This window comes from Allorhizobium paknamense (assembly GCF_030815125.1).
Lineage (GTDB): Bacteria > Pseudomonadota > Alphaproteobacteria > Rhizobiales > Rhizobiaceae > Allorhizobium > Allorhizobium paknamense.
This window is the reverse complement of the sequence record NZ_JAUSWH010000001.1, coordinates 197,017-222,218: the sequence shown is the minus strand read 5'-3', so window position 1 is coordinate 222,218 and position 25,202 is coordinate 197,017. Positions and strand designations below refer to the sequence as shown.

The following is a 25,202-nucleotide window of genomic DNA, read 5'->3' as shown; positions in this document are numbered from 1 at the left end:
GGGTTTTTCTTTCTCCGGCGTCGCGACCGGCCAAGTTTGGGTGAATGGCCGGAACGTTTGGCCAGTTTTTCCGTTTTTGCGAAAATTGCAACCTGGAAAGTCACCTTGCCGCCTTTCTCTCCCCAAATTGAAAACAGTGTTCAGATGCGGTTCATTCTGCCTCGGCCATTTTCTTGCCTGGGATTGGGCGTGTAACGGTGCCGGTGTGATTTGCAGCTAAACTGGAATAACGCACGATACTTAACCATAATGAGGAACACTTCATGGCAGGACAGGTGAAACTGACAGGTCCTATACTGGTTGCGATGGCAGCAATCGCAACCTCGTCGTTCCCGGCCTTGGCGAATACTTCTTTCGCGACGGCCATGTCTTCGGATGCACACGCGACGAAACTTGCACTCGCCTCCAGCACGGCGCTGCCCGATGGAGACGGCGTGGACCTGATGCGGGTGGGCGGCGTGGTGCTGGCCCAGGCCGAAGAGCAGGTGACGCCTGAGGAATTGCTGAAGCGCCGCCAGAAAGAGAAGCAGGGCGGCCAGGGAGAGGGCGAGCCGCAGCAGCGCCAAAAGCCGCAAGGCGAAGGTGAGCAGCGCCGTCCGCAACGCGAGCCGCAGGCCGAGCCGCAAAATGCAGCCCCGCAGCAGCAGAAGCAGAAGCAGCGCGGCGAACCGGCACCTGCCGAGCCGCAGCAGCAACAGCGCCCGCGCGGCGCCCCGGCTGAGGGCATGCCGCCGCAGCAGGAAAAGCGCCGCCAGCCTCAGGCTGAAGGCGGCCAGCCGTCCGAACCCGCGCAGATGCGGCAGCAGGGCGAGCGGCCGGCAGAACCCATGCCCGGCGCTGACCCGGCGCAGATGCCGCCACAGAAGCGCCAGAAGCCAGCCAATGCCGAAGCGCCGCAGCAGCCTCAGCCGGGTGAGCCCACCGGCCAGCCGCGCCCTGAAAAGCCAGCCGCAGCGCCAAAGGCAAAGCCTGCCGAAGCTCCGGCCAATGCAGCAGAGCCACCAGCCGCGCCACAGCCCAAGCCGCAGGACCAAAAGAAGCGGCCTGCCGCAGAACCGGGCGCCGAGCCTGCGCCTCAGGGTCAGCAGCCGCAAGCAGCCCCTGTTCCGGGCGGTGAGCCGCAGCCGCAGCGCCAGCAGCCGAAGAATGGCCAGCCGCAGCCGGCAAACCCTGCCCAGCCGCCCGTTCCCGGTGCCGCGCCAGAAGGTCAGCGCCCGCAAAACGGCCAGCCGCAGCAGCCGCCCAAGGGCGAGAAGCCCGCCAGCCAGCCAACGGGCGAGCAGCCAGCGATGCAGCAACAGCGCGAGCAGCCGGGCGCGCGTCCGGGTGAGCAGCCGCAGCCCAATGCCGTGCCCGGTCAGGCTCCCGGCCAGCAGCGTCCGCCGTTGCCGCCCGGCGCGGGGCAGGGTGCAAACCCGAATGGTCAGGATGCCAACAGGCCGCAGCAGCAGGGTGACAATCGCAACCGTCAGCCGGGCCAGCCGGGTCAACCCGGACAGCCTATCCTGCCGCCGCTGACCGCCACACAGGGCCAGCCGGTGCAGGGGGCACCGGGCCAGCCTCTCCCTCCCGGTCAGCCGGTCAAGCCGGGTGATCCGCGCCGGATCGAGGAAGCGGTCACGCCGCGCTTCTCCGACCAGCAGCAACAGCTTTCGCCGCAGGAAATCCAGCGTCTCAAGCGTCTGGCCGACCGCCCGCAGGATACGGATGAAACCATCATCCTGCCGGTGGATCGAGGCGCGCCGGTGCTGGACAGCGACAAGGACAATAACTGGCGTCGTGGCCTTTCCGATGACCAGTTGCGCCGTCTGCGCCGCGAAGCGGACCGCAATTATGTGGTGCCGCAGACCGATGAACAGGCCCAGCAGGAGTTTTGGAGCGAGCGCCGCGAAGATGTTCGTATCGAACGGATCGACCGGTTCCAGGGCCGCCGTCTGGATGCGCCGCCGCGTTACGATTATCCGGAGGATGTGCGCATCGAGCGCCGCTTCGACGACGACCGCGCCGTGATGGATTACGGCGGCCAGATCGTCATCCGTAGCGACGATAACCGCCGCTTTGCCGAATATGGCCGTCCGCCGGTCTATGAGGATGTTGGCAATGGCCGGGTGCGTGTCACCGTGTTTAAGGAAAACGGCGACCGTATCGTCACGCTGCGCAACCGCTATGGCCAGTTGATCCAGCGGTCCCGCATCGATGCCAACGGGCAGGACTATGTGCTGTTCTTCTCGCCGGATCTCTATTACGCGAATGACAGCCAGCCCTATGTCTACCGCGATCCGGGCGCCAGCCTGCCGCCAATGCGCCTTCGCGTGCCGCTCGACCAGTATATCGTCGATGTAGCCAGCGAACCGCAGCGGGATTATTACGACTTCTTCGAGCAGCCGCCGGTGGAGCCGGTGGAGCGGGTCTATACCATCGATGAAGTGCGTAACTCCGCCCGTATCCGCGACAAGATGCGCCGCGTGGACCTCGACACCATCACTTTCCCGACGGGAAGTGCGGAAGTGACGATGAACCAGGCGGGCACGCTGAAGCGCATTGCCGACGGTATCAACAAGGTGCTGCAGAAGAACCCGGCGGAAACCTTCATGATCGAAGGCCATACCGATGCCGTGGGTTCGGCTGAGTCCAATCTTGTGCTGTCGGACCGCCGCGCCGAGGCCGTGGCCAATATTCTGACCCAGGTCTACAATATTCCCCCGGAGAACATGGTGACCCAGGGCTATGGCGAGCAATTCCTGAAGGTCATGACCTATGGCCCGTCGCAGGAAAACCGCCGCGTAACCATCCGGCGCATCACGCCGCTGGTACGCCCGGTGGAAACCTCGCAGCAGTAGGCGACACGTGAGAGCCCCCCGGAAGGTTCAGCCTTCCGGGGGGCTTTTTAGAGCGCTTTTCGATCTGATTGAATCAGATCGGCGCTCTAACATCTTATTTTTGAAGCATAATCTTTTCGATCCTCGTTTCACTCCGGTCGGATTATGCTCTAAACCGAAAGCGGCGGCAGGGTTTTCAGGACCGTTTCGATGAAGTCTGCAATCCCTGCCGTATCGTTAAGGTCAAAGACCGGAAGCGGGGTCTCTTCCACTGCATGATCGGCGGCGATGGCGAGGATCAGCGGGTCGTCGGGCGCAAGCGGCGTCAGGCGTTTTGCCTCCAGCCGCCGGGCCTCGATTTTCGGGATCGGCTCGCGCTTGTAGCCTTCCACCAGCACCAGATCACAAGGGGAAAGCCGGGCGAGGATGGCCGTCAAGGGCGGTTCCGGTGCCCCGCGCAATTCGTGCATGATCGCGAAGCGCTGGTCCGACACCAGAGCCACCTCCCGCGCGCCGGCCTGCCGGTGGCGGTGGCTGTCGGCGCCGGGGCGGTCGATATCGACATCATGGTGGGCATGCTTGACGGTGGAGACCGTCCGGCCACGGGCGGTAAACTCCTGCACCAGCCTTTCGGTCAGTCCGGTTTTGCCCGAATTCTTCCAGCCGGTAATGCCAAAGACGTGCTGATGTCTCATGATTCGTCCGTGAGAGCGGCCTCGGCTATCGCAAGGTCATCCCGGGTGTTGATGTTGAAAAAGGGATCGAGCGCGCCTGCTGATGTGGGGGTGAAGTTTACCGGAACCACCCGATGCTGGGCCAGAAAATCCGTGACCCTGCGGCTTTCGCCCTCGCTCAACCAGCGATGCAGCGTTTCTCCAAGGCCTGTGGGCCAGAGTGCGGCCACCGGATGCAGCCGTCCGCCGGAGGAGGCCACGGCAATCGTTTCCGCATCCTCCAGGCCGCTTGCAAGCCGCGATACCAGATCGGTGGGCAGAAAAGGGCAATCCACGGGCGCTGTCAGCACATGGGGGCAGGCATTTCCTGCCGCAAAGCGCATGGCGGCGGCGATGCCCGCGAGAGGGCCGGGACGGTCCGGAAGATCATCGGCCAGCAGAGGATAGCCTTCCGCTTCCAGTACAATATTGCTGTTGATGGCAAGCAGGCTCACCTGTGGCTGAAGCCGTTCGATGATGTGGTGAAGCAGCGGCCTGTTGCTGAGCATGACATTGGCCTTGTTCTCGCCCATGCGGCGCGACAGGCCACCAGCCAGAATAACGCCGGGAAATGTCGGGCCTGCCGTCATGCCTCGCCTTCCGTGACCGCCGTTGCGGCGATAATGGTCCGACGCTTCCTCTCCCGGCTGAACATGTAGAGGCCGGAGGCAACGACGATCATCATGCCGATCAACATCGGCAGGTCCGGCACCTCATGAAAGATCAGGAAGCCGAGCCCGATGGCCCAGAGCATGCTGGAATAACGGAAGGGGGCGATAAAGGAAATCTCGCCGCTGCGCATGGAAAGAATGATGCACTGGTAGCCCCCCATCAACATCAGTGCCGCTGCAGCCAGCAGCGCAAAGGACGGCAGGTTCACGGGTTGCCAGCCCTGATAAGCCATGAGCCCGAAGCCCGCCACGCTGTTGCCCATGGCCGTCAGCAGGGTCACCACGATGGACGGCGTATCGGCATGAATACGCGTGGTGACGAGATCGCGCGTGGCGGCCAGGAAAACAGTCATCACCACATAGAGCGCGGGCAGGGTAAAGCCCTCCGCGCCGGGCCGGATGATGATCAGCACGCCGACAAAGCCTGCAATGATCGCAAGCCAGCGCCGCCAGCCCACCGGATCGCGAAAGACCAGAGCGGCGCCAAAGGTCACGGCCAGCGGCAGGGACTGCAGGATGGCGGCAGCATTGGCCAGCGGAATAAGGGAAAGCGCCGTGAGATAGCAGACGGAAGAAAGCATTTCACAGGCCACGCGCACGCTGATCAGCGGATTGCCGAGCGGTTTCAGCGATGGGCGAATGCCTTGGGCGCGCATCAGAAGATAGATGAACAGACAGGCCAGCGCGCCGCGAAGGAAGATGATCTGACCCACGCCCAGGCTATGCGTCAGGCTCTTGGTCATGGCGTCGTTAATGGTAAAGCCCGCCATGGCCGCCGCCATGAACAGCGCGCCTTTCCTGTTGTTCATGCCTGTCATGCTATCCCCTGGAGCCATCGGCCCCTATAAAACCAAGGTCGATTCCCATGGTTGGGGTGAGACTGCGGCAAAAACAACCGGCAGGCAAGCCTCTCAGCCGCCGGTCACGCTCATATGGCGAGCCACGGCCGGCTGGCGGGTGCGCCGGTCGATAATGAAATCATGGCCCTTCGGTTTGCGGCCGATGGCCTCGTCGATGGCTTCTGACAAAAGCTGGTCATCCGGGCTGGCGCGCAAGGCGGAGCGCAGGTCGGCGGCATCGTTCTGGCCGAGACACATGTAAAGCGTACCGGTGCAGGTAAGGCGAACGCGATTGCAGCTCTCACAAAAGTTATGCGTCATCGGCGTGATGAAGCCCAGCTTGCCGCCGGTTTCCGCCACCGTCACGTAGCGGGCAGGGCCTCCCGTACGGTAGGGAATATCCTTAAGCGTGAAGAGCCCGGCCAGCCTTTGCCTGACCTCCGTCAGCGGCAAGTAGCGATCCGTGCGGTCCTCATCGATCTCTCCCATCGGCATGGTTTCGATCAGGGTGAGATCCATGCCGCGCCCATGGGCGAAACGCAGGAGATCGGGGATTTCCGCCTCGTTGAAATCCCTGAGCGCCACGGCATTGAGCTTGATGTGAATGCCAACGGCCAGCGCTGCTTCTATGCCCTCCATCACCCGCGCCAGATCGCCCCAGCGGGTGATGCTGCGGAATTTGCCGGGATCGAGCGTATCCAGCGAAACGTTGATGCGCTTCACGCCGGCCTTGGCCAGATCCTTTGCATGGCGGGCCAGTTGCGAGCCATTGGTGGTCAGCGTCAGCTCCGTGAGTGCGCCACTTTTGAGATGGCGCGACAGGCTTTCTATGAGGAACATGATATTCTTGCGCACCAGCGGTTCGCCGCCCGTCAGCCGCAGCTTGCGCACGCCCTTGGCAATGAAGGCGGAACAGAGCCGGTCCAGCTCTTCCAGTGTCAGCAGGTCTTTTTTCGGCAGGAAGGTCATGTTTTCCGCCATGCAATAGGTGCAGCGGAAATCACACCGGTCCGTGACGGAAACGCGCAGATAGGTGACCGCACGTCCAAACGGATCGATCATTTCAGACGGGTGTTCGCCCAAAGCCGGATGATGCGACTGCTGATGCTCCGGGATAAGCCCCCGATCGCCGGACCATTGATTCACTGAGAACCTCCTGCACTACAGCGCCGTGCGCCATATATGGCGCACAAAGGTTCGCTGTAGCGCTTTATACCTGCTGCATAATTCCTGAAATCGATTCCGATTTCAGGAATTATGCAGTAGCCCGTTATGTGGCGAGAGGATTGGCATGCGTCAAGCCGATTGATGAAAAACAGTTGCATCCTGAGGAGCTGAGGAGTAGCCCAAGCTGAAACAGACAGGATCGGGATTGCTGCTGATGCAAGACGCTTGGCCCACGGAAATCCGCATTTCACAGGATCGCCGCAGCCTCACCATCACCTTCGATGACGGGCAGAGCTTTCCGTTGAGCGCGGAAATGCTGCGCGTGCTTTCGCCTTCGGCGGAAGTGCAGGGGCATGGGCCGGGGCAGAAGATCACCGTACCGGGCAAGCGCCATGTGGCTATTCGCGCCGCCGCGCCCACCGGCAACTATGCCGTCCGTCTCGCCTTCGATGACGGCCATGACAGCGGCATTTTCACCTGGACCTATCTGCGTGAACTTGGCGAGACGGGCACGGAAAAATTCGCCGCCTATGAGAAGGAATTGGCTGAAAAGGGCTTGAGCCGGGACTGATACGAAGAGTCATTGAAAATGACTCTTCGTATTCCTTTTTCGAATATCTCAAGCCTCTGACGCAATTGAGATATTCGAAATCCCTTCAAGGCGAGGATGCGTAAGCATCTTCGAGCCTTGGTATGAGTGACGGGAACAGCCCGTTCCGGGGTCAACTTTGAACCGTCTCACCGGCGGTAGATCAGCCAGCTTTTGCTGAATTCCTTCTGCATGCCCGCTTCGAAGAGGCGGCTGCAATTGCGTCCGGAATTCTTGGCGCAATAAAGCGCCAGATCGCTGCGGCTGTAGAGTTCGTTGCCGTCCTCGCAGTCCGCGGCCATGGCAAAGCCGAGCGAAACGGTGACGGGGCCGTAATTGAATCCCGTTCGCGAATTGCGGAAAGGCGTTTGTTCCAGGCTGATACGGATGCGCTCACACAGCATCTGCACCTCATGTGCCGAAATGCCTTCCAGGATGACCGCGAATTCTTCACCGCCGGTGCGAGCCACAAAGGCATCGAGATGCACATTGTTGCGAATGACGCCGGCCACGGTTGCGAGGATCTTGTCGCCGACGGGATGACCGAAACTGTCATTGATCTTCTTGAAGTGATCGATGTCGATCAGGATCAGCGCCGTCGAGGCAAGGCCGACGGAATGGCTGAACAGGGCGGCAAGCTTTTCATCGAAAGCGCGGCGGTTTGCCAGCCGCGTCAGCGAATCCGTGTTGGCGATGCGCTTGTACTCATCCAGTTCCCGGCGCACGGCGTCCATTTCCTGGGATTTCTGGCTGACGCTTTCCGCCGTCTTTTCCCCATGGGCCATGGTGTCGCCCGTGGCGCGGGAGAGGATGGTGATGGCGTTGCGGATGATATCGACGCTCGCCACATTCTTGGCATCGATACGGGAATAGGTCTCACCGAGAATCTTGCTATAGGTCTCCAGCGAGTCCTGCTCCTTCTTCAAAAGGTGCAGCAGGCTTTCCAGCTCCGATGCCAGCCGCGAATGCGCGCTTTCGATGATCTTTTCCGAGCTGTGCAGGCCGAATTGAACGGCGATTTCGTCCAGCTCTTCCTGGGTGGTTCGGCTGCCGAGCGCGTTCAGCCTGCGCGTCAGCGCCGGGTTGGAGCCGATATAGGCCTCATAGAACAACTCGTAATTGCGGGGAATGGGCGGCAGGCCCATGGAGCGCATGGCAAAGGTAATCTGTGCTGCGATGTCGGCACTTTGCGCCTTTGGCGTCGCTACCGTGCTCATGACGTGCCCCACTCTTTTCGTCATATTTTGATAGAGCCTTATGCAAAAATAGTGTTCAAACGCTTAAAGCGGAAGCATATATTTTACGATATATTTTCGCTATTCTGCTAGTGGATTGATTTTTCTGCGGTTGCCACACCCACGCCGAAAGCTGAGTGAAATTCATATCTGCATTTTTGAACGGTTTTACACGCCGTGCAAGGGGTATCTCGCTGCACATTATTGGGTGTATCCGGTTGATGCTGGTATATTTTTATAGGGAAATTTACTTTTTTAGTTTCTTCGCGTAATCGGCAATACAGCTTTTACGGTAAAGACTAGCAACTTAAAGAGATGTTTTCTACCTTATGCAACCGAAAATCTCTTAATAAACTGCGTAAAAATTTTATGATCCGGTTGTGGATATCTCAAAAAAAGAGCGAGGACAAAGCATGCCCTCGCTCTGGTAGATCGCCGGGTACGTGCCTCAGATCAGAGATTGAACTCCTGGAAGAAGTCGTTGCCTTTGTCGTCGGTGACGATGAAGGCGGGGAAGTCTTCCACTTCGATCTTCCAGACGGCTTCCATGCCAAGCTCCGGATATTCCAGCACCTCGACCTTGCGAATGCAGTCCTGCGCCAGACGGGCTGCCGGGCCGCCGATGGAGCCGAGGTAGAAGCCGCCATGGGTCTTGCAGGCCTCACGCACGGCACGCGACCGGTTGCCCTTGGCCAGCATGACCATGGATCCGCCGAAGGATTGGAACTGATCGACATAGCTGTCCATGCGGCCAGCCGTTGTCGGACCGAAGGAGCCGGAGGCGAAACCTTCCGGTGTCTTGGCGGGGCCAGCGTAATAAACCGGATGGTTCTTCATGTAATCGGGCATGCCTTCGCCCTTTTCCAGCCGCTCGCGGATCTTCGCATGCGCCAGGTCGCGCGCCACGATGATCGTACCGGTCAGCGACAGCCGCGTCTTGACGGGATGTTTGGTCAGTTCGGCCAGGATGGCGCTCATCGGCTGGTTCAGGTCGATCCTGACCACGGAGGAGGAAAGCGCGCTTTCATCGATATCGGGCATGTATTTCGACGGATCGGTTTCAAGCTGCTCGATGAAAATGCCATCCTTGGTGATCTTGCCCTTGGCCTGGCGGTCGGCGGAACAGGAGACACCGAGACCGATCGGCAGCGATGCGCCGTGGCGGGGCAGGCGGATGACGCGCACGTCATGACAGAAATACTTGCCGCCGAACTGCGCGCCGACGCCGAGCGACTGGGTGAGCTTGTGAATTTCCTGCTCCATCTCCAGGTCGCGGAAAGCGTGGCCGGATTCGGAGCCTTCGGTGGGCAGGTCGTCCAGATAGCGGGCGGAGGCGAGCTTTACCGTCTTCAGGTTCATCTCCGCCGACAGTCCGCCGATGACGATGGCAAGATGATAGGGGGGACAGGCCGCCGTGCCGAGCGACAGGATCTTGTCCTTGAGGAAATCGATCATCCGGTCATGGGTCAGAAGCGAAGGCGTGCCCTGATAGAGGAAGGTCTTGTTGGCCGAACCGCCGCCCTTGGCCATGAAGAGGAATTTGTAGGCGTCCTCGCCTTCTTCATAAAGGTCGATCTGGGCGGGCAGATTGGTCTTGGTGTTCTTTTCCTCGAACATCTTCAAGGGCGCCAGCTGCGAATAGCGCAGGTTGCGCTTTTCGTAAGCATCGCGAACCCCCTTGGCGAGCGCCTCGTAATCGCCGCCCTCGGTCCAGACCCGGCGGCCCTTCTTGCCCATGACGATGGCGGTGCCGGTATCCTGGCACATCGGCAAAATACCGCCCGCGGCAATATTGGCGTTCTTCAAGAGGTCATAGGCCACGAAGCGGTCATTGTCGGTCGCTTCCGGGTCTTCCAGAATGGAGGCCAGTTGCTTGAGATGGCCGGGGCGTAGCAGGTGGTTGATATCGGAGAGCGCGGTCTCGGCCAGAAGCCGCAGGCCCTCAGGATCGACGGTCAGAATTTCCTGACCTTTGAAGGTTTCGACCGAGACGTAATCCGAGGTGAGCTTGCGGTAAGGAGTCGTGTCTTTGCCGAGAGGAAAGAGATCATCAGCCATCGCGGGACCTTTCATGCCGGAAGGGAGTGCATTCCGGTTTTCGTTAGTCCCGCGAAGGGCTGTTTGCAAATGATTCTAAAGTGGAGTTTGCGGCGCAACATTTGCGCCGCAACAATCACTTCGGTCCGATCATCAGTTCGGGCCGCACATACTGGTCGAATTCCTCATTGGTCAGATAGCCGCCGCCCACGGCTTCCTCGCGCAGCGTCGTACCGTTCTTGTGGGCGGTCTTGGCGATCTTGGCGCAGATGTCGTAGCCGAGTTTGCTGTTCAGTGCCGTCACCAGCATCAGCGAATTTTCGACGCCCTTCCTGATATTGTCTTCGCGGGCCTCGATGCCCACCACGCAATTATCCGTGAAGGAGACGGCGGCGTCGCCCAACAACTGCACGGATTGCAGGAAGTTATAGGCCATCATCGGGTTATAGACATTCAGCTCGAAATGGCCCTGGCTGCCCGCAAAGGTAATGGCCGCCTGATTGCCGAAGATATGGGCGCAGACCTGGGTCATGGCCTCCGATTGGGTCGGGTTGACCTTGCCGGGCATGATCGAGGAGCCGGGTTCGTTTTCCGGCAGCGCCAGCTCGCCGAGACCGGCGCGGGGGCCGGAACCGAGGAAGCGGATATCGTTGGCGATCTTGAAGCAGGCGGCGGCGGCGGCATTGATGGCGCCATGGGCAAAGACCATGGCATCATGGGCGGCCAGCGCTTCGAATTTGTTGGGAGCCGTGACGAAGGGCAGGCCGGTGATCTTGGAGATTTCTTCCGCCACCTTTTCGGCAAAGCCGACCGGTGCGTTCAAGCCGGTGCCGACGGCGGTGCCCCCTTGCGCCAGTTCGTAAAGGCCGGGCAGGGTCAATTCGATCCGCTTGATGGCGGAGGCGACCTGGGCGGCATAGCCGGAAAATTCCTGCCCCAGCGTCAAGGGTGTTGCATCCTGCGTATGGGTGCGGCCGATCTTGATGATATGGGCGAAGGCTTTCGCCTTGGCATCCAGGGCTTCATGCAGGTGCTTGAGGCCCGGAATGAGGTGATGCACCACATGTTCCGCCGCCGCGATATGCATGGCGGTGGGATAGGTGTCGTTGGACGACTGGCTCATATTGACGTGATCATTGGGATGGACGGGCTTCTTGGAGCCCATCACGCCGCCCAGCATTTCAATGGCGCGGTTGGAGATGACTTCATTGGCGTTCATGTTGGATTGCGTGCCGGACCCGGTCTGCCAGACCACCAGCGGGAAATGGTCGTTGAGCTTGCCCTCGATCACCTCCTGCGCAGCCTTTATGATAGCCTCGCCCAATGCGGGATCCAGCACACCCAGCGCCATGTTGGCGCGTGCCGCCGCCTGCTTGACGATGCCAAGCGCACGCACCACCGGCAAAGGTTGTTTTTCCCAGCCGATCTTGAAGTTTCCGAGCGAACGCTGGGCCTGCGCGCCCCAATAGCGGTCGCTGGCAACGTCGATGGGGCCGAAGGTATCGGTTTCGGTGCGGGTGGCGGTCATGATGTCCTCAATTCAGTCATTGCGTGCAAGGCACTCAAAGGGGATGGTTTCAAGCTACCCCGATAAAACATGAGTATGTGATACATGTTTTTTCCTCAGGGTCAAACACCGTCAGATCGCGCAGATGTCATCAAAGTTTGATGCAGATCGCGGCGTCATGGTTACTAATCCTTAACCGGTTTCTCCGTTAAAGTTGACGGGCGTTAACTATATGTAGGGCGTTAGCTTGAAATGCGATGGGTCCCTTTGGGGATCGTTGTCACGCCCCGGCAAGGCGTTCCGGCGCGATGGGGCGTATCATGGGTGTGTTGTGCAGATATCACGCCCAACCACTGAAAAGGGCAGAGGACGAAACATGCCTTAAATGTGCATTGCCAGTGAAAGGCGAAGCACATTAAGGGAACCGGCAATGAATGCGGACATTTTATTCCGAGTCTGCCCACGGTCTTTCTGAATGGGGAAGCAGTTGCATAAAGCCAAGTTTCACAGGGCGCTGGTCGCCGCCCTCCTGACAAGCGCGACACTGGTGGCGGGCCTGCCGCAGCAGGCAAGCGCCACCACGCTGATGGATCTTCTGCGCGGCGGTCCTGCCGCCCAGAAGCGCCAGGCTCCGCCGCAGGAGGTGATCCCGCCGCAGCAATTGGCGGATCCGGAGCCCTTGCCCAAGGTTTCTGCTCCGAAATATTACACCTACAAGGCCGAAGCCCAGCGTCCGATCGTGATCAAGGCGCCGGAAACGCCGATCCCGGTTTTCGGCACCGATCACGATATTGCCCAGGCGCAGCTAGCGATGTCGCAGGTCAAGGTTTCGGCCACGCCGGACGTCGCCCAGGCAGTGGAGACCTATTACAACAACAAGGGCGCGTTGATCTGGACGACCGATGCCGGTCCGACCGACAAGGCCAAGCAGGCAATCGACGCGCTGGCCGCCGCCGATACGGTGGGGCTGGAGCCTGCCGATTACGCGGTCAAGGCTCCCGAGGGGCTGGACGGCCTTTCGGCGGATGCCCGCCGTGTCGAGTTGATGAAGTTCGAACTGGCGCTTTCAGCCAAGCTCCTCACTTATGTGCAGGACACGACCCGCGGCCGTATCGACCCCAACAAGCTCTCCGGCTATCACGATTTCAAGCGCAAGGCCGTTAATCTGACGCCGGTGCTGGACATGGTCCGCACCAGCCCGGACGTTGCCGCTTATCTGCGTGGCCGCGATCCGAACAACGCCCAGTTTGCCGCCCTGAAGGCGGAACTGCAGAAGCTTCTGAACGAAGATAAGCAGGAACAGCAGCAGCCTGTGCGGATTGCGCCGAAAACGCTGGTAAAGCCCGGCGATACCAGTGCCGAACTGCCGAACATCATTGCGGGCGTAAAGGCCTATGGCAGCGATGCGCTGAAGACCGAGCACGCGCTGACGCTGACCAATTATACCGGCAGCCAGGATTATACGCCGGAACTGGTGGCTCTCGTGGAAGGCTATCAGAAGGAGCGGGGCCTGAAGGCCGATGGCGTGGTGGGCAATGCAACCATCCGCACCATGGTTGGCCATAGCAATGCCGAGAAGATCGAAAAGCTGGTCGTGGCCATGGAGCAGATGCGCTGGCTGCCCGCCGATCTCGGCCCGCGCTATGTCTTCATCAACCAGCCCGCTTTCGAGGCCTATTACATCAATGACCACCAGCAGCAGCTGGCCATGAAGGTGGTTGTGGGCTCGCCGCAGCACCAGACCTTCTTCTTCCAGAACATGATCCAGACGGTGGAATTCAACCCCTATTGGGGCGTGCCGCGGTCCATCATCGTCAACGAGTTCATGCCGAAGCTGCGGCAGGATCCGAGCTATCTGGACCGGCTGGGTTATGAGGTGAGCTATAAGGGCCGCAAGGTGTCCTCCTCGCAGCTCGACTGGAACAGCAATCCGGATGTGGATGTGCGCCAGCCGCCGAGCAGCGACAATGCGCTGGGCGATCTGAAGATCCTCTTCCCCAACGCGCATGCCATCTACATGCACGATACGCCGGCCAAGAGCTTCTTCAAACGTGACATGCGGGCACTGAGCCATGGTTGTGTGCGTCTGGCCGAGCCGCGCGTCATGGCCGCTGCCGTCATGGGCACCACCGTGGATGACATCAACCAGCAGATCGCATCCGGACAGAACCGCGCCGTGCAGGTGCCGCAGAAATTCCCGGTCTATGTGGCCTATTTCACCGCATGGCCGGATAAGGATGGCGTGGTGCGCTATTACGACGACGTCTATGGCCGTGATGAAGCCACACGCAAGGCCTTCGTTACGACTTCGGAAGCCCGTGCCGCCCAAAGCTGAGGCGGGATCGTTTAAGAGCTAAGAAAAAGCCCGGTTTTCCGGGCTTTTTCTTTGTATTTAGAGCGTTTCATTGTTTCACGGAAACAATGAAACGCTCTAAATCTTTGTTTCTACGCATTTCCGGACGGAAAACCGGTTTCCACTTTCCCTGGAAATGCTCTAGGCCAGTAGCCGCTCAGCCAGTGGCACGGTCAGTTCGTCGAAATGCGAAATGACCAGTGTTGCGCCCAGCGTGTGGATATCCTCGTCCGAATAGCCGAAGGGCACGGCAATCGAGGGAATTCCGGCATTTTTTGCGGCAAGGATGTCATTGACGCTATCGCCCACCATCAGCGCCGGGGCGCCTGCGGCTCCGGCCCGTTCCAGCGTGCCCAGAATGTGTCCCGCGTCGGGCTTGCGCATGGTGAAGGTGTCGCCGCCGGTAATGGCCGCGAAATAATGGGTGAGGCCAAGGCCGTCTAGCAAGGTGCGGGCGAGGCCCTCAAGCTTGTTGGTGCAGACCGCAAGGGTGAAATCTGCCGCCTTCAGCCGGTCGAGCGCCTGCACAAGGCCGGGATAGGGCTTGCTGTCACCCGGCATATTCGCCCCGTAATGGGCGATGAAGCGGTTCATCAGGTCAGGCATTTCCTCATCGCTCACGCTCTGGCCGCGCAGCCGGAAGGCGCGCTCGATCATCATCCGTGCGCCCTGGCCGACCAGATGGGTCAGATCGTCATAGGTGACGGGCTCAAGGTCGCGGGCGGCGATGGTGTGGTTGAGGCTCGCCATCAGGTCGGGAGCGGTATCGACGAGGGTGCCGTCGAGATCGAATATGATAACCGGCTTGGTCACGCGCATCTCTTTTTGTCTATCGGTTTTCAGGGCAGGGCGCCTGCATAGGGGTAGGGGGCGAAAGGGTAAAATGCAATGCCGCTTGCACCGTGCAATGGCCATGAAGGGGCTTTTGTTTGTCGTGCGGGACGTGTAAGAGCAGGCACGACCGGGTGACGGTCTGACAGACAGGGGATAGGGCATGGATGTTCGCCAGATGAAGATCAAGGCAGCGGAGACCGCCTTGTCTTACGTCGAGGACGGGATGCGGCTTGGCATCGGCACGGGCTCGACAGCGGAAGAATTCGTGCGTTTGCTGGCCGAAAAAGTGGCGAACGGCTTCCAGATTCAAGGCGTGCCGACATCGGAGCGCACGGCCCGCCTCTGTGTCGAGCTGGGGGTGCCGCTGAAATCCCTCGATGAAATGCCGGAACTCGATCTCACCATCGACGGCGCGGATGAGCTTGACGCGCATCTGACCCTGGTGAAGGGCGGTGGAGCCGCCCTGCTGCGGGAGAAGATCGTGGCGGCTGCCTCCAGCCGCATGATTGTCATTGCCGACGAAACCAAGGTCGTTGAAACCTTGGGCGCCTTTCCGCTGCCCATCGAAATCAACAGTTTCGGCGCGGTTGCCACCCGCATCGCCATCGAAAAGGCGGCATCCAGACTTGGCCTTTCCGGCAGCGTCGCGTTGCGCAAGGCGGGCGACGAGGTGTTGCGGACGGATGGCGGGCATTACATCATCGATGCTTCTTTTGGCCGCATTCCTGATGCAGTGGCCCTTTCAGCAGCATTACACGCGATTCCCGGTGTCGTGGAGCACGGGTTGTTCATTGGCATGGCTTCGCTTGCCGTTGTCGCCGGTCCGGCGGGCGCGCGCGTGGTCGAGCCCCTTCGTTAACAGGAGCATGAGTTTATGAAGAAATATCAAGCGTTCGGCCGCATGGCCGCCGGTGTCATGGTTGCAGCATCGCTTCTGGCGGGTCCGGCAGCAAAGGCCCAGGATGTTTCGGATGCTCAGGTGCAGGCCGCTCGGGCTGCGATCACCTCGCTCGGCGTCACCAACATCTTTGACAATATCCTGCCCAACCTTGCAGCGCAGCTGAAGGGCCAGCTCATTCAGGGCTATCCGAACCTGCAGGACCAGATCAACAAGACGGTGGACCAGCAGGCGATTGCGCTGGCCTCGCGCCGTGGCGATCTGGAAAAGGAAGCGGCTGTGGTTTACGCCAAGGCCTTCACCGAGGATGAGCTGAAGCAGATCTCCGCCTTCTTCAACAGCCCCGCCGGAAAGAAGCTGCTCAAGGATCAGCCGGTGGCCAATCGCGAACTTGGCAAGGCTGCCGATATCTGGGCCGCCGGCATTGCCCGCGACCTGGAAAAGAACACCAATGACGCCCTGACCAAGATTGCCGGCGCACAGCTGAAGGATGCCAAGATGCCTGCCGCCGATGCTCCGGCTGCCCCGGCACCGGCCCCCAAGCCCTGATGGCTTGAAGCAACGTTAGAGCATAATTCGACCGGAGTGAAACGAGGATCGATAAAATTATGCTTCAAAAATAAAATGTTAGAGCGCCGATCTGATTCAATCAGATCGAAAAGCGCTCTAAATTCGGAAAAGCCTGGTTCGTCCGGGCTTTTCTTTTTTGTCCTGCCTTCCGGCTCGCTGTCGATGAAAATGCCGAAGCCATCCTATATAGGGAGGGTGGTTCTTCCTCGCGTCGCTTTCCCTTTTTATCCCGGAGTTCCCATGGCGTCTTTCGATTATGATCTCTTCGTTATCGGTGGTGGTTCCGGCGGCGTGCGCAGCGCCCGCCTTGCGGCGGCCATGGGCAAGCGGGTGGCGATTGCCGAGGAATACCGCTTTGGTGGCACCTGCGTCATCCGCGGCTGCGTGCCGAAAAAGCTCTTCGTCTATGCCTCGCAATATCATGAGCATTTCGAGGATGCGGCAGGCTTCGGCTGGACGGTCGGTGAAAGCCGCTTCGACTGGAAAGCGCTGATTGCCGCCAAGGATCAGGAGATTGCCCGTCTTGAGGGGCTCTACCGGCGTGGCGTCGAAAATGCCGGTGGTGAGATCATCGAAAGCCGGGCCGAGTTAACGGGGCCGAATAGTGTGCGCATCGTCAAGACGGGCAGGGAGGTGACGGCGGAGCGGATCGTCATCGCCGTCGGCGGCGCCCCCAATCCGCATGCCTCGCTGCCGGGTCATGAGTTGTGCATTTCCTCCAACGAGGCTTTTCATCTGGAAGCGCTGCCGCGCTCCATCGTCATTGCCGGCGGTGGCTATATCGCCGTGGAATTTGCCAATATCTTCCATGGGCTGGGGGTGGATACCACCCTGATCTATCGCGGTGCCGAAATCCTATCCCGTTTCGATGGCGATCTGCGCCGGGGCCTGCACAAGGCCATGGAGGAGAAAGGCATTCGTATTATCTGCTCGGATGTCCTGGAGAAGGTGGAAAAGACGGCCGCTGGCGGGCTGGTTGCCCAGACCAGGAATAATGGCCAGCTTTCCGCCGACCAGATCATGCTGGCGCTGGGGCGCGATCCCAACACCACCGGTCTTGGACTGGATGCGGCGGGCGTTGCCACCGATCAGCGAGGCGCCATCATTGTCGATGCCTATTCCCGCACCAATGTGCCGAGCATCTTTGCCCTTGGCGACGTCACCGACCGGGTGCAGTTGACGCCTGTGGCAATCCACGAGGCCATGTGCTTCATCGAGACCGAATACAAGGGAAATCCGACCTCTCCCGATCATGATCTGATCGCGACGGCGGTGTTTTCCCAGCCGGAAATCGGCACGGTTGGCCTCAGTGAGGAAGAAGCTGCGAAAAAATTCACCGATGTCGAGGTCTATCGGGCGGAATTCCGGCCGATGAAGGCAACGCTGTCCGGGCGGGCGGAAAAGATGATCATGAAGCTGATCGTCAACAGCGCGGACCGGAAAGTGGTTGGCGCGCATATTCTTGGCCATGATGCGGGCGAGATGGCGCAGCTTCTCGGCATTACGCTGAAAGCGGGCTGCACCAAGGATGATTTTGACCGGACCATGGCCGTGCATCCGACGGCAGCGGAAGAACTGGTGACGATGTATAGCCCGAGCTATCGCATCAAGAACGGCGAGCGTGTGTAACCGGAAAAAGTCTTTCGGCCTTCGCGTTTCAGGCGCGAAACTTCTGCTTTCCAAGCGCCTGTTAAGAGTTTATAAGCCCGCCATTCAAAAGCGGCCGTTGTGCGGCCGCGTTATTATCGGGTGAAGACGATGGCGCAGAATTGGACACCGAACAGCTGGAGGCAAAAGCCTATCAAGCAGGTTCCGGCCTATCCGGATCTGGAGGAGTTGAAGACGGCGGAGCAGAAGCTCGCCTCTTATCCGCCCCTCGTTTTTGCCGGTGAAGCCCGCCGCCTGAAGAAGGCGCTGGCCAATGTGGCGGAAGGCAACGGCTTCCTGCTGCAGGGCGGCGATTGCGCCGAAAGCTTTGCCGAACACGGTGCCGATACGATCCGCGACTTCTTCCGCGCCTTCCTGCAAATGGCTGTCGTGCTGACCTTCGGCGCCCAGCAGCCGGTGGTGAAGGTTGGTCGCATCGCCGGTCAGTTCGCCAAGCCGCGCTCCTCGGATTTCGAGAAGCTGGACGGCGTGGAACTGCCGAGCTACCGCGGCGACATCATCAACGGCATCGAATTCACGCCGGAGGCGCGTATTCCCAATCCGCATCGTCAGCTCATGGCCTACCGCCAGTCGGCTGCGACGCTGAACCTTTTGCGCGCCTTCGCCATGGGTGGCTATGCCAACCTGGAAAACGTGCATCAGTGGATGCTCGGCTTCGTCAAGGACAGCCCGCAGGCGGACCGCTACCGCAAACTGGCCGACCGGATTTCCGAAACCATGGACTTCATGAAGGCCATTGGCATTACATCGGAAAACAATCCGAGCCTGCGCGAAACGGACTTCTTCACCAGCCATGAAGCGCTGCTTCTGGGCTATGAAGAAGCGCTGACCCGCGTCGATTCCACCTCGGGCGACTGGTACGCCACCTCCGGTCACATGATCTGGATCGGCGACCGTACCCGTCAGGCCGATCACGCCCATGTGGAATATTGCCGCGGCATCAAGAATCCGATTGGTCTGAAATGTGGCCCGTCGCTGCAGGCAGACGATCTGCTGAGCCTGATCGACATTCTGAACCCTGCCAACGAAGCGGGCCGTCTGACGCTGATCTGCCGTTTCGGTCATGACAGGGTGGCCGACCATCTGCCGCGCCTCATTCGCGCTGTGGAGCGGGAAGGGCGCAAGGTCGTATGGTCCTGCGATCCCATGCATGGCAACACGATCACGCTCAACAACTACAAGACCCGTCCGTTCGAACGGGTTCTGTCGGAAGTGGAAAGCTTCTTCCAGATCCATCGCGCCGAAGGCTCTCACCCGGGCGGCATCCATATCGAGATGACCGGCAAGGACGTGACGGAGTGCACCGGCGGTGCGCGCGCGCTCTCCGCCGAGGATCTGCACGACCGCTACCACACCCATTGCGACCCGCGCCTCAATGCCGATCAGGCGCTGGAACTGGCCTTCCTTCTGGCCGAGCGCATGAAGGGTGGGCGTGAAGAAAAGCAGATGAAGGTTGCTTCGGCTTAACAGCTGCAAACATAGCCTTTAGAGCGCCGATCTGATTGAATCACATCGGCGCTCTAACCTTTTATTTTTGAAGCATAATTTTGTCGATCCTCGTTTCACTCCGGTCGGATTATGCTCTAAACCGGAGCTTCATCCGGCTATGGAATGACGAAAAGCCGTGCGGTGGCAACACCGCACGGCTTTGTCAATTTTGGCATCTTGAAGCGTGGAGGCGTTACTTGCCTCCGGTTCCGTCCAGTGCATTTTGCTGAAGACCGGACAGAAGATGCTCGCGCTCGAAAGCGATGTGGCGGCGCAGGCCTTCGAAAAAGCCGCGCAGCATATAGCCTACGGCCTCCACGTTCACCTGATCGCCACTGCCCAGTTTCAAGAGCGCATCGGTGAGTTCCTCGGCGAAGCACTCGTCTTCGCAATGCTCGAATTTCAGGCGGTTCAGCGTGTCCTGAAGGGTCTGGTTGCCGCCATTGCTGCGCTCCAGCCCGGCAAAAAGCACGGTCTCCTCGTAATGGTGCGCGCCCTGAATGAGCGGCCCTAAGGCCTTGGCGGCATAGATACATTTTTGCCGGTTGACGTTTGCAGGCAGCGAGTCGGCGATTTCCTCAAGCTCGCGACACAGCGCCAGTTGTTCGTCATGCGCGCGCGCCAGCCATTCCAGCCCACCCTCGCAAGCAGGGGCAGCAAAAGTCAGCGGAGAATTCTGGCTATTGTCGTTCATGCTATTGGCGTTGCGTTGCATCCTGCGTCTCCAACGGTCAGCCGAAAGCCGGCCTTTACTGGCGATGGTTTCGGGAAGTTTATGCAATTTTTGATTGCGTTCCCAAGGTTGGGAAAAGGAGGCCTGCTGCAACAGACGCTTCTTTCCCTTGTTGTCCTGTATCGTTCCGAGCCCGCTGAAATGCATTGATTTAAATCAAGGCTCCTTGCGCTTCCCGGTGGCACACCAGCAACGACGCGGGGACTCTCCGCTCTCGCACACCAAGCGTTGGGGGATGCCAACAATGAACTACACTTTCGAGACCCTGGTGCTGGCCGTTCTGGCCTTCGCCGCGCTGCTCGGGGCGGGTTTCGCCTATGACAGCCTTTTTGCCGCCCATATGTGGGTGGCCTTCTTCGTGCTGCTGGCCGGCACGGTTTTCATGCTGCGGCATATCAAGTTCGCACCGCTGGCCGTGGTCAGCGGCGAGCGTCAGGCCGCGGTTTCCAAATCCGAATATTTCGATGATCCGATCCGCTACGGCGTCATCGCCACGGTCTTCTGGGGTGTGGTTGGCTTTCTGGTGGGTGTGCTGATTGCTGCCCAGCTCGCTTTTCCCGATCTCAATGTTGCGCCCTGGTTCAACTTCGGCCGCCTTCGGCCGCTGCACACCTCGGGCGTTATCTTCGCCTTTGGCGGCAACGCGCTGATCGCCACCTCCTTTTACGTGGTACAGCGCACATGTCGGCAGCGCCTGTTTGGCGGCACCCTCGGCTGGTTTGTGTTCTGGGGTTATAACCTGTTCATCGTCATGGCCGCCACCGGCTATCTGCTGGGCATTACCCAGGGCCGCGAATATGCCGAGCCGGAATGGTATGTGGACCTGTTCCTCACCATCGTCTGGGTCGGCTATCTCGTTGCCTTCATGGGCACGATCCTGACCCGCAAGGAGCCGCATATCTATGTGGCCAACTGGTTCTACCTCGCCTTCATCGTCACGATTGCCATGCTGCATATCGTCAACAACCTGGCGATCCCGGTCTCCTTCCTTGGCGTGAAGAGCTATTCGGCCTTCTCCGGCGTACAGGATGCGTTGACGCAATGGTGGTATGGCCACAATGCCGTGGGCTTCTTCCTCACCGCAGGCTTCCTGGGCATGATGTACTATTTCGTGCCGAAGCAGGCTGGCCGTCCGGTCTATTCCTACCGCCTGTCGATCATCCACTTCTGGGCCCTGATCTTCATGTATATCTGGGCCGGTCCGCACCACCTGCATTACACCGCCCTGCCGGATTGGGCGCAGACGCTGGGCATGGTCTTCTCGATCATGCTGTGGATGCCCTCCTGGGGCGGCATGATCAACGGCCTGATGACGCTTTCGGGCGCCTGGGACAAGATCCGCACCGACCCGATCATCCGCATGATGGTCATTGCCATCGCCTTCTACGGCATGTCCACCTTCGAAGGCCCGATGATGTCGATCAAGGCCGTCAACTCGCTCAGCCACTATACCGAATGGACCATCGGTCACGTTCACTCCGGTGCGCTCGGCTGGGTCGGCATGATCACCTTCGGTGCCGTCTACTACCTGACGCCGAAGCTGTGGCACCGTGAACGGCTCTATTCGCTGCGGCTGGTCAACTGGCACTTCTGGCTCGCCACCCTCGGCATCGTCGTCTACGCCGCCGTCATGTGGGTTGCCGGTATCCAGCAGGGCCTGATGTGGCGCGAATACGATAATCAGGGCTTCCTGGTCTATTCCTTCGCCGAAGTCGTCGCTGCCATGTTCCCCTATTACGTGCTGCGCACGCTGGGCGGGGCGATGTACCTGGCCGGCGGTTTGATCATGGCCTGGAACATCTTCATGACCATTCGTGGCCATCAGCGGGTTGAGGCTCCCATTCCGGGTGCTGTCATTCCGGCTCATGTCCAGCCTGCCGAATAAGAAGGAGGGCTTCCATGTCCATTCTTGACAAACACCAGATCCTTGAAAAGAACGCCAGCCTTCTCTTTCTCGGCTCGCTGCTGGTCGTGACGATCGGCGGTATCGTGGAAATCGCACCGCTTTTCTACCTTCAGAACACCATTGAAAAGGTGGAGGGCATGCGCCCTTACAGCCCGCTGGAACTGGCGGGCAGGGACATCTACATCCGCGAAGGCTGCTACCTCTGCCACAGCCAGATGATCCGTCCGTTCCGCGACGAGGTGGAGCGCTACGGTCACTACTCGCTGGCGGCGGAAAGCATGTACGACCATCCGTTCCAGTGGGGTTCGAAGCGGACAGGGCCTGACCTTGCCCGCGTCGGTGACCGTTACTCGAACGAATGGCATGTGCAGCACCTGAGCGATCCGCGTTCCGTGGTGCCAGAATCGATCATGCCGAAATACGCCTTCCTCAAGGAAACGCCGCTGAAGATCACCAATGTCTCCATGGACCTGAAGGTGAACAGTGAAGTGGGCGTGCCCTATAGCCAGGAGATGATCGACAACGCCAAGGCCGATCTGATGGCGCAGGCTGATCCGAATGCCGATACGGCGGGTCTGCTGGCACGCTATCCCAAGGCCAAGACCGGCGATTTCGACGGTGATCCCACCCGCGTCACCGAAATGGACGCGCTGATCGCCTATCTGCAGATGCTCGGCACGCTGGTGGACTTCACCAAGTATGACGACGCAACAGGCTATCGGTGAGGTGCGGCCATGGAAGGAACCGAAATCTACACGGCCATGCGCCATTTCGCCGATAGCTGGGGTCTGCTGGCCATGACCCTGTTCTTCATCGGCGCAGTCATCTTCGCCTTGCGGCCCGGCGGCAAGAAAAACGCCGATGAAGCCGCCAGCATCCCTCTGAGGGAGGACTAATCATGTCGGAAAAACATATTGACGAAATCAGCGGCGTCGAAACCACCGGCCATGAATGGGACGGTATCCGCGAACTGAACAATCCCATGCCGCGCTGGTGGGTCTATACCTTCTACGCCACCATCGTCTGGGCCATCGGCTATACCGTGGTCTATCCGGCCTGGCCCACGCTGACCAGCAATACCAAGGGCCTGCTGGGCTATACCAACCGTGCGGCCGTGACGGAAGAAGTGGCCGCCGCCAAGAAGGCGCAGGCCGTGTTTACCGACAGGATTGCCGCGCTGCCGGTGAAGGATATTCTGGCCGACAAGGAGCTGACCCAGTTTGCCCTGTCCGGCGGTGCTGCGGCCTTCAAGGTCAATTGCACGCCCTGCCACGGCTCCGGTGCAGCGGGCGGCCCCGGCTATCCCAACCTCAATGACGATGATTGGCTGTGGGGTGGTGATATCGACGCCATCTACACCACGCTGCAACACGGCATTCGTTACACCAGCGATCCGGAAACCCGGACCTCCGAAATGCCGGCATTTGCCGAGATCCTGAAGCCGGAAGAAATCCGTCAGGTCGCGGCCTACGTGGTCAGCCTCACCGGCACGCCTTCCAATGCGGCGCTGGTGGAGCCGGGCAAGGCGGTTTTCCAGGCCAATTGCGTGGCCTGCCATGGTGAAAAGGCAGAGGGCAACCGCGATGTCGGCGCTCCCAACCTTGCCGATGCCATCTGGCTGAAGGTGAAGGGCGAAACCGAGATTGCCCAGCAGGTGGCCCATCCCAAGCATGGCGTCATGCCTGCATGGTCGGCCCGCCTCGGCGATACCACCGTCAAGGAACTGGCGGTTTACGTCCACTCGCTTGGTGGCGGTGAATAAAGGGCTGGCTGCGGATACCGCAGCCAATCACCTCAAGCCATTTCAGGCTCCGGCTGCAAGGCCGGGGCCTTTTTCGTTTTGTGCGTCAGTTCCTTCGCTGCCCGCCAGACGCGCAGGAAATTGCCGCTATAGACCTTGCAGATCCGCTCCTCCGGCCAGCCTGCCTCCAGCATGGCGCGGGTGAAATTGCGCAGATCCGCGCCGCTCTGCATGCCGGTGGGAATGCTGCAAATGCCGCCATCGAAATCGCTGCCGAAAGAGAGATGGTTCCACGGGTCATCCGTGATGCCCATGGAGGCGATGAGATCGGCAAGCCGCTCGTAATAATGCACCACGAAGGCCAGATCAGCGTCGCGGTCGGGCTGTCCATTGGGCAGGCGGCTGTGCTTCAGGAAATAGGGGGAGAGGATCACGCTGATCGTGCCGCCGGTTTCCACGATGGCGCGCACGGCGTCGTCGGAGAAACCGCGTGACAGATGCCAGGACCAGCGTTTCTCACCGGCTGCTGTGACGCTGCGGGCGGCGGCATGCGAGGCGAGCAGCGGTGCGCCCCGCCGCTTGCAAAGCTCAGCGACCTCAATGACGGCCTTGCTGCAACTATGGGAAACATCGATCATCAGCCCCAGATCGATGCAGCGCTCCACGAAGCGGCTGCCGAAGGCGGAAAGGCCATCGGCGCCAAGACGCCAGGGGTTCATCGGCTTGTAACCGGTCTTGCAGATGTCCGTATGGCTGAAGTGGTTCAGGGTAATGTAAGCAGCCCCTTCCCGGGCAATCTGTGCAAGGCGCTCCAGCCGCAGCGCTTCGCTTTTGCGGCCATAGCCGCCCAGCACATGCGCGCCTTCCACGGCGAGAATGACGCTTCTCACCCCTTCCGCCTTTGCCTCGCTCACCTGCTGCGGTGTCGTCGTCAGCCGCAGCAGGCCCCGGCTTTCGGCTATGATCCGCGCGACATAGCGCTGATGCTCCTTCCAGTTTTCCCAAGGGTCGAGCAGGAAGGCGGGCAGGAGGTTTTCCCAGAGCGCATGGGCGCTGAAACAGGCGCCGCCATAGCCGCCGGCCAGAAAATCCGGCCCGCTCACATGTTCGCAGATCGGCTTGTTCTGGCCCTTCGGGGTGGTCTTCTTGATCAGTTTCAAGCTCAGCGGCTCGGCGCGGGGCTTCCAGTCGCCCTTCCAGAAATCGTAATCCCCAAGCCAGCTGAGATAGAGTGAATCGAGATGCGTATCGATGGGATAGGCTTTTGCATGGACTTTTTCGAGATAATCGTCGCGCATTGCCCTTGTGCGGGCGGTCGCCTGCTGCTTTGTCATGATTGCCCCCAATCCAAAATTTGAGAAAAATTCAATTAAAATAATCTATTAAGCCGTCTCCACACAGTGGTGTTCATAGCTTAAAAGCAAAAGTCGTGCC

21 protein-coding genes are annotated in these 25,202 nt (G+C 59.9%); 11 read left to right on the top strand and 10 right to left on the bottom strand.

The window, feature by feature from the left end:
- Nucleotides 1–263: 263 nt before the first annotated feature.
- Nucleotides 264–2,840 carry an OmpA family protein gene (locus QO005_RS01000; protein ID WP_307156112.1) on the top strand — a complete coding sequence of 859 codons (2,577 nt, stop codon included), beginning with the start codon at nucleotides 264–266 and terminating at the stop codon, nucleotides 2,838–2,840.
- 149 nt (nucleotides 2,841–2,989) lie between these two features.
- Here QO005_RS01000 and mobB read toward each other — a convergent pair whose 3' ends face one another.
- The 4 genes from mobB to moaA form a co-directional block, all read right to left on the bottom strand.
- Nucleotides 2,990–3,514, bottom strand: coding sequence for a molybdopterin-guanine dinucleotide biosynthesis protein B (gene mobB / locus QO005_RS00995; RefSeq protein WP_307156111.1), 525 nt, complete (start codon nucleotides 3,512–3,514; stop codon nucleotides 2,990–2,992).
- Entirely contained in the window at nucleotides 3,511–4,122 is a 612-nt protein-coding gene (mobA, locus tag QO005_RS00990; RefSeq protein ID WP_307156109.1) for a molybdenum cofactor guanylyltransferase MobA, read from the bottom strand. The genes mobB and mobA overlap by 4 nt, the downstream gene beginning before the upstream one ends.
- Nucleotides 4,119–5,021 (bottom strand): DMT family transporter, encoded by a 903-nt coding sequence (locus QO005_RS00985; protein ID WP_307156108.1) that lies wholly within the window; start codon nucleotides 5,019–5,021, stop codon nucleotides 4,119–4,121. Before QO005_RS00985 ends, mobA begins: the two co-directional genes overlap by 4 nt.
- A gap of 93 nt (nucleotides 5,022–5,114) precedes the next feature.
- The gene (moaA, locus tag QO005_RS00980) at nucleotides 5,115–6,104 is read right to left on the bottom strand and encodes a GTP 3',8-cyclase MoaA (protein ID WP_307156568.1); all 990 of its coding nucleotides are present in this window, start codon (nucleotides 6,102–6,104) and stop codon (nucleotides 5,115–5,117) included.
- Nucleotides 6,105–6,423: 319 nt separating this feature from the next.
- On the opposite strand from moaA, the gene QO005_RS00975 reads away from it, so the two are divergent.
- Entirely contained in the window at nucleotides 6,424–6,780 is a 357-nt protein-coding gene (locus QO005_RS00975; RefSeq protein WP_307156107.1) for a gamma-butyrobetaine hydroxylase family protein, read from the top strand.
- A 167-nt stretch (nucleotides 6,781–6,947) separates the two neighbouring features.
- On the opposite strand, the gene QO005_RS00970 is transcribed toward QO005_RS00975, so the two are convergent.
- The 3 genes from QO005_RS00970 to fumC form a co-directional block, all read right to left on the bottom strand.
- Nucleotides 6,948–8,015, bottom strand: a complete 1,068-nt coding sequence (locus tag QO005_RS00970) for a GGDEF domain-containing protein (protein ID WP_307156105.1) — start codon at nucleotides 8,013–8,015, stop codon at nucleotides 6,948–6,950.
- 471 nt (nucleotides 8,016–8,486) lie between these two features.
- Complete coding sequence (locus QO005_RS00965) at nucleotides 8,487–10,091, bottom strand: fumarate hydratase (RefSeq protein ID WP_307156104.1); 1,605 nt, start codon at nucleotides 10,089–10,091, stop codon at nucleotides 8,487–8,489.
- A 115-nt stretch (nucleotides 10,092–10,206) separates the two neighbouring features.
- Complete coding sequence (fumC, locus tag QO005_RS00960) at nucleotides 10,207–11,598, bottom strand: class II fumarate hydratase (RefSeq protein ID WP_307156103.1); 1,392 nt, start codon at nucleotides 11,596–11,598, stop codon at nucleotides 10,207–10,209.
- 454 nt (nucleotides 11,599–12,052) lie between these two features.
- Between fumC and QO005_RS00955 the strand changes: the two genes are divergently transcribed.
- Entirely contained in the window at nucleotides 12,053–13,912 is a 1,860-nt protein-coding gene (locus QO005_RS00955; protein WP_370877977.1) for a L,D-transpeptidase family protein, read from the top strand.
- 159 nt (nucleotides 13,913–14,071) lie between these two features.
- Here QO005_RS00955 and gph read toward each other — a convergent pair whose 3' ends face one another.
- On the bottom strand, nucleotides 14,072–14,749 hold the full coding sequence (gene gph, locus QO005_RS00950; protein ID WP_370877976.1) for a phosphoglycolate phosphatase: 678 nt from the start codon (nucleotides 14,747–14,749) through the stop codon (nucleotides 14,072–14,074).
- A 175-nt stretch (nucleotides 14,750–14,924) separates the two neighbouring features.
- Here gph and rpiA point away from each other — a divergent pair, with 175 nt between their 5' ends.
- The 4 genes from rpiA (at nucleotide 14,925) to QO005_RS00930 (ending at nucleotide 19,367) form a co-directional block, all read left to right on the top strand.
- A complete protein-coding gene (gene rpiA, locus QO005_RS00945) occupies nucleotides 14,925–15,623 on the top strand; it encodes a ribose-5-phosphate isomerase RpiA (protein WP_307156101.1) in 699 nt (232 codons plus the stop codon).
- 15 nt (nucleotides 15,624–15,638) lie between these two features.
- Nucleotides 15,639–16,211, top strand: coding sequence for a DUF2059 domain-containing protein (locus QO005_RS00940; protein ID WP_307156100.1), 573 nt, complete (start codon nucleotides 15,639–15,641; stop codon nucleotides 16,209–16,211).
- A gap of 261 nt (nucleotides 16,212–16,472) precedes the next feature.
- Nucleotides 16,473–17,861, top strand: coding sequence for a glutathione-disulfide reductase (gor, locus tag QO005_RS00935; RefSeq protein ID WP_307156099.1), 1,389 nt, complete (start codon nucleotides 16,473–16,475; stop codon nucleotides 17,859–17,861).
- Between the two features lie 129 nt (nucleotides 17,862–17,990).
- Nucleotides 17,991–19,367 carry a class II 3-deoxy-7-phosphoheptulonate synthase gene (locus QO005_RS00930; RefSeq protein WP_307156098.1) on the top strand — a complete coding sequence of 459 codons (1,377 nt, stop codon included), beginning with the start codon at nucleotides 17,991–17,993 and terminating at the stop codon, nucleotides 19,365–19,367.
- 214 nt (nucleotides 19,368–19,581) lie between these two features.
- Here QO005_RS00930 and QO005_RS00925 read toward each other — a convergent pair whose 3' ends face one another.
- Entirely contained in the window at nucleotides 19,582–20,103 is a 522-nt protein-coding gene (locus tag QO005_RS00925) for a hemerythrin domain-containing protein (protein WP_307156097.1), read from the bottom strand.
- A gap of 262 nt (nucleotides 20,104–20,365) precedes the next feature.
- On the opposite strand from QO005_RS00925, the gene ccoN reads away from it, so the two are divergent.
- From ccoN to ccoP, 4 genes are read left to right on the top strand one after another with little or no spacing between them, the layout of a single operon-like run.
- Complete coding sequence (gene ccoN / locus QO005_RS00920; RefSeq protein WP_307156096.1) at nucleotides 20,366–22,006, top strand: cytochrome-c oxidase, cbb3-type subunit I; 1,641 nt, start codon at nucleotides 20,366–20,368, stop codon at nucleotides 22,004–22,006.
- 14 nt (nucleotides 22,007–22,020) lie between these two features.
- A complete protein-coding gene (gene ccoO / locus QO005_RS00915) occupies nucleotides 22,021–22,752 on the top strand; it encodes a cytochrome-c oxidase, cbb3-type subunit II (RefSeq protein ID WP_307156095.1) in 732 nt (243 codons plus the stop codon).
- Nucleotides 22,753–22,761: 9 nt separating this feature from the next.
- Complete coding sequence (locus tag QO005_RS00910) at nucleotides 22,762–22,923, top strand: cbb3-type cytochrome c oxidase subunit 3 (protein WP_307156094.1); 162 nt, start codon at nucleotides 22,762–22,764, stop codon at nucleotides 22,921–22,923.
- A 2-nt stretch (nucleotides 22,924–22,925) separates the two neighbouring features.
- Nucleotides 22,926–23,789 carry a cytochrome-c oxidase, cbb3-type subunit III gene (gene ccoP / locus QO005_RS00905; RefSeq protein WP_307156093.1) on the top strand — a complete coding sequence of 288 codons (864 nt, stop codon included), beginning with the start codon at nucleotides 22,926–22,928 and terminating at the stop codon, nucleotides 23,787–23,789.
- Nucleotides 23,790–23,821: 32 nt separating this feature from the next.
- On the opposite strand, the gene QO005_RS00900 is transcribed toward ccoP, so the two are convergent.
- On the bottom strand, nucleotides 23,822–25,102 hold the full coding sequence (locus QO005_RS00900) for a membrane dipeptidase (RefSeq protein WP_307156092.1): 1,281 nt from the start codon (nucleotides 25,100–25,102) through the stop codon (nucleotides 23,822–23,824).
- Nucleotides 25,103–25,202: the final 100 nt, after the last annotated feature.